The following is a 3,837-nucleotide window of genomic DNA, read 5'->3' as shown; positions in this document are numbered from 1 at the left end:
CCCGCGCGGACGCGCGCGAACCCGGCCCCGTCCTGCCGCGCCGCCGCCGGCCGTGCGGCAGGACGTGCGCGTCAGGCGCCGCGCAGCTCCGCCGCGACGAGCTCGGCGATCTGCACCGCGTTCAGCGCCGCGCCCTTGCGCAGGTTGTCGCTCGACACGAACAGCGCGAGGCCCCGGCCGTCCGGCACCGTCTCGTCCACGCGGACGCGACCCACGTACGAGGGGTCCGTGCCCGCGGCCTGGAGCGGCGTCGGGATCTCGGAGATCTCCACGCCCGGCGCCGAGGCCAGCAGCTCGTAGGCCCGCTCGACGCCCAGCGGCCGCTCGAAGCGGACGTTGATCTGGAGGGAGTGGCCCGTGAAGACGGGGACGCGCACGCAGGTGCCCGACACCTTCAGCTCCGGGATCTCCAGGATCTTGCGGGACTCGTTGCGGAGCTTCTGCTCCTCGTCCGTCTCGTACGAGCCGTCGTCGACGATGCTGCCCGCCAGCGGCAGCACGTTGAAGGCGATCGGCCGCTTGTAGACGGCGGGCTCGGGGAAGTCCACCGCGCCGCCGTCGTGCGTGAGGCCGTCGGCCTCGGCCACGACCTTCTGCGCCTGGTTGTGCAGCTCCGCCACGCCCGCGAGGCCGGAGCCCGATACGGCCTGGTACGTGGTGGCGGTCAGGGTCTCCAGTCCCGCCTCCGCGTGCAGCGGCTTCAGCACGGGCATGGCCGCCATGGTGGTGCAGTTCGGATTGGCGATGATCCCCTTGGGCCGGTCCGCGACCGCGTGCGGATTGACCTCGCTGACCACCAGCGGCACCTGGGGGTCGCGGCGCCACGCCGAGGAGTTGTCGATCACGACCGCGCCCTGCCCCGCGACCTTCTCCGCCAGCGCCCTGGAGGTGGCGCCGCCCGCGGAGAACAGCACGATGTCCAGGTCGGAGTAGTCCGCCGTCGCCGCGTCCTCCACCGTGATCTGCTCGCCCCGCCACTCCAGCGCGGTACCGGCCGAGCGCGCCGACGCGAACAGACGCAGCTTCTCCACGGGGAAGTCGCGCTCACCGAGGATCCTGCGCATGACCGTGCCGACCTGACCGGTGGCTCCGACGATTCCGACCTTCACGGGTGACTCCTTGGCGGTGACGTGTGTACGGGGTCTTCCGTGCGTACGGACGGCGCTGTGCGTACACCACGGTGCTCCTGTGCCTGCCCCATAGTGCGGGCGGTGCACCTGACGTTGTCCACTTCATTGTCGGCCACCACCGGGGCGGACGCGGTGCCCGCCCTCCTCACACCGCCCGGTCGGGCGATTGTGAGCGCCCCGGGGACCCCAGGGACCCCAGGAACTCCAGCAGCCGCGCCGTCACCTCGGCGGGCCGCTCCTGCTGGATCCAGTGGCCGCAGCCGGGCAGGATCACCGGTTCCCGCAGCCCGGGATGCAGCCGGGCCAGCCGCGCGAGGACCCGCGCGCGGTCCGGGAAGGCGAGAACGGTGTCGCGGTCGCCCGCCATGAAGAGGGCGGGCATCCGCAGCCGGACGCCGTCGAACGCCGCGAGGTATGGCCAGTCGGTGTCCATGGTCCGGTACCAGTTCAGGGCACCGGTGAAGCCGCCGTCCGCCGGATCGAACAGTCGCGCGAACTGCTCCAGGTCGTCCTCCGTGAGCCAGGACGGCGGCACGTCCCCGCCGCCGAGCGCCTCCGGCAGCCCGGCGCCCTCCGGCACGAGCAGCGGGCGCGGGGGATCGTTGGCGGGGTTCTCGCCGCTCAGGCCGTGGAAGGCCGCGCGCAGGCTCCGCCGCACGTCCGCCGCCATCTCGGCGTCGGCCACGCCGGGCCGGTCGGCGATGTGGTTCATGTAGAAGCGCCCGCCGTGCAGTTCCCGGAGGCCCTCCAGCGGGGGCCGCCGGCCGCGCGGCGACGGCGGCACGCTCAGCCCCGCCACCGCGCGCACCAGGTCGGGCCGCAGGGCCGCGACCCGCCAGGCGACGCTCGCGCCCCAGTCGTGGCCGACCACCACCGCCTGCTCGGCGCCCGCGTCCGCGATCAGCGCCGCGACGTCGCCCACCAGCCGGAAGACCGAGTACGCCCCGACCTGCTCCGGCCGCGAACTCGCCCCGTAGCCGCGCTGCTCCGGCACGAGCACGCGGTAGCCGGCCGCCACCAGCGGGCCGATCTGGTGGCGCCAGGAGTGCGGGCCCTCGGGGAAGCCGTGCAGCAGCACGACGAGCGGGCCCTCGCCCTCGTCGAACACCCGCAGCCGCACCCCCTCGGGCCCGCTCCCGCCCGATTCCACGAAGCGCTCCGCCATGCCGTTCCGCCTCCCGCTCGCGCCGCCCGGCACGTCCGGGCCCGCCGCGACGCTACGGCCCCGCCGGGGAGCGGCGCCAGGGCCCGCCGGGAGGGGGTGAAGCGGAGACCGCGGCGTCCGGGGCGGGTGGATGTCCGGCCCTGCCCCTCGGCCGGCCACCCGCACCGGTTCCGGACCCCTGCGTCAGCTGTTGGCCAGCTGGACGAAACGGGGCGCGGTGGTCGTGCCCTCCGCGGCCAGCTTCATGCCCGCGTGCGACGGGCTCGACCGGAGCGACGGTCCCGGCACGTTGAAGGGCGTCCCGTCGCTGTCCTGGCCCCAGACACCCAGACTGGCGGCGAAGGGGACATTGAACGTCTGGCACTGGCCGGCGGGGACGAACACGGTGCGCTGCGTCGCGATGCCGGAGGCGGAGAACACCAAGGATGAGCTGTAACCCCCCTCGGAGCACAACTGCACGCGGCCGGTCCCGATCGCGGCTGTCGCAGCGGAGGCGGTGGCGGCGCCCAGAGTCGTCGTGACGGCCAGAGCGGCTGCTGCCGCCGCCGTCGCCGCGATGATCCGTGATCTCGTACGCATGATGGTTCCCGTCGCTGTCGGTTGTGGATGGGGCGCGCAGGGCCCTGCTCGGCGGCCACGGCCTCTCGTCCGGGGCCCCGGCCTCCGCGGGGTCACCGCGGGCCGGGGCCGGTCCGGGAGACGGCTGCCGAGCCCCGTCGGGGCCGCCCGTTTCGACGGCGCCGCCGGGTCCGCCGCCGGTCGCGGCCCCCGGACGGAACTCTAGGAACGGCGCCCGGGGCACTCCCTGTGGCAATGCGACAGGCCCCGCTGCGTCGACTGGGGAGAGCGCACCTCGAAACAGACCTCAAAGCAGCCTTCAGGACTGCCAGTTGGCTTCGTGGACCCGTGCCCGAGCGCCGCTGCCGAAGACCGGTGACGCCCTTGCGCCGGGCAGGACCGGCGTCGGCGGGCCGCCCGCCCGAGCAGCTCGCGCGGCCCGCCCGTGAGGGTCCCGCGACGGCCGGGGGCCGCGCCGGGGGCGCGTGGTAGCGTTCCTGCCCCCGCCGCGCGCACCGCGCCGCCCGGCGTCCGACAGCCCTGGAGGTGAGTCCCGTTACCGCCCTCACGCAGTGTCCGCCCGGACTCGCCGCCGCCCGCTGAACCTCCGCGGCCGCGGCCCGACCGGGCCCTCCCGGAAGGCTCCACCAGCACCGATGTCCCTCGTCACCACCCTCCGCGCCGCAGGCTGCGTGTTCGCGGAGGAAGAAGCCGGGCTGATCCTGTCCACCGCCGCGGACCCCGCGCAGGCCCGCGCCATGGCCGCCCGGCGCGCCGCCGGCGAACCCATCGAGCACGTCGTCGGCTGGGCCGGCTTCCTCGGGCTGCGGATCGTTGTCGGGCCGGGCGTCTTCGTGCCGCGCCGCCGCACCGAGTTCCTCGCCGGGCACGCCCTGCGGCTGATGCCGCCGGGCGCGGTGGCCGTCGACCTGTGCTGCGGTGCGGGCGCCCTCGCGGCGGTGCTCGCCCGGCACGGCGCCGCCG

Annotated in this window: 4 protein-coding genes; 1 reads left to right on the top strand and 3 read right to left on the bottom strand. The window is 75.3% G+C overall.

Annotated elements, in window-relative coordinates:
* Positions 1-71 precede the first annotated feature (71 nt).
* The 3 genes from L1885_RS25190 to L1885_RS25180 all read right to left on the bottom strand — a co-directional run bounded on the left by L1885_RS25190 (position 72) and on the right by L1885_RS25180 (position 2,874).
* Positions 72-1,109 (bottom strand): aspartate-semialdehyde dehydrogenase, encoded by a 1,038-nt coding sequence (locus tag L1885_RS25190; protein WP_235799471.1) that lies wholly within the window; start codon positions 1,107-1,109, stop codon positions 72-74.
* Between the two features lie 166 nt (positions 1,110-1,275).
* The gene (locus L1885_RS25185; RefSeq protein ID WP_235799470.1) at positions 1,276-2,295 is read right to left on the bottom strand and encodes an alpha/beta fold hydrolase; all 1,020 of its coding nucleotides are present in this window, start codon (positions 2,293-2,295) and stop codon (positions 1,276-1,278) included.
* A 183-nt stretch (positions 2,296-2,478) separates the two neighbouring features.
* Positions 2,479-2,874, bottom strand: coding sequence for a hypothetical protein (locus tag L1885_RS25180; RefSeq protein ID WP_235799469.1), 396 nt, complete (start codon positions 2,872-2,874; stop codon positions 2,479-2,481).
* Positions 2,875-3,509: 635 nt separating this feature from the next.
* On the opposite strand from L1885_RS25180, the gene L1885_RS25175 reads away from it, so the two are divergent.
* Positions 3,510-3,837: class I SAM-dependent methyltransferase (locus tag L1885_RS25175; protein ID WP_505016790.1), on the top strand; the 328-nt coding region annotated here is incomplete at its 3' end.

This window comes from Streptomyces fuscigenes (assembly GCF_021556455.1).
Taxonomy (GTDB): Bacteria; Actinomycetota; Actinomycetes; order Streptomycetales; family Streptomycetaceae; genus Streptomyces; species Streptomyces fuscigenes.
The sequence above is the reverse complement of the archived record's forward strand: the minus strand, read 5'-3'. Positions and strand labels throughout refer to the sequence as shown.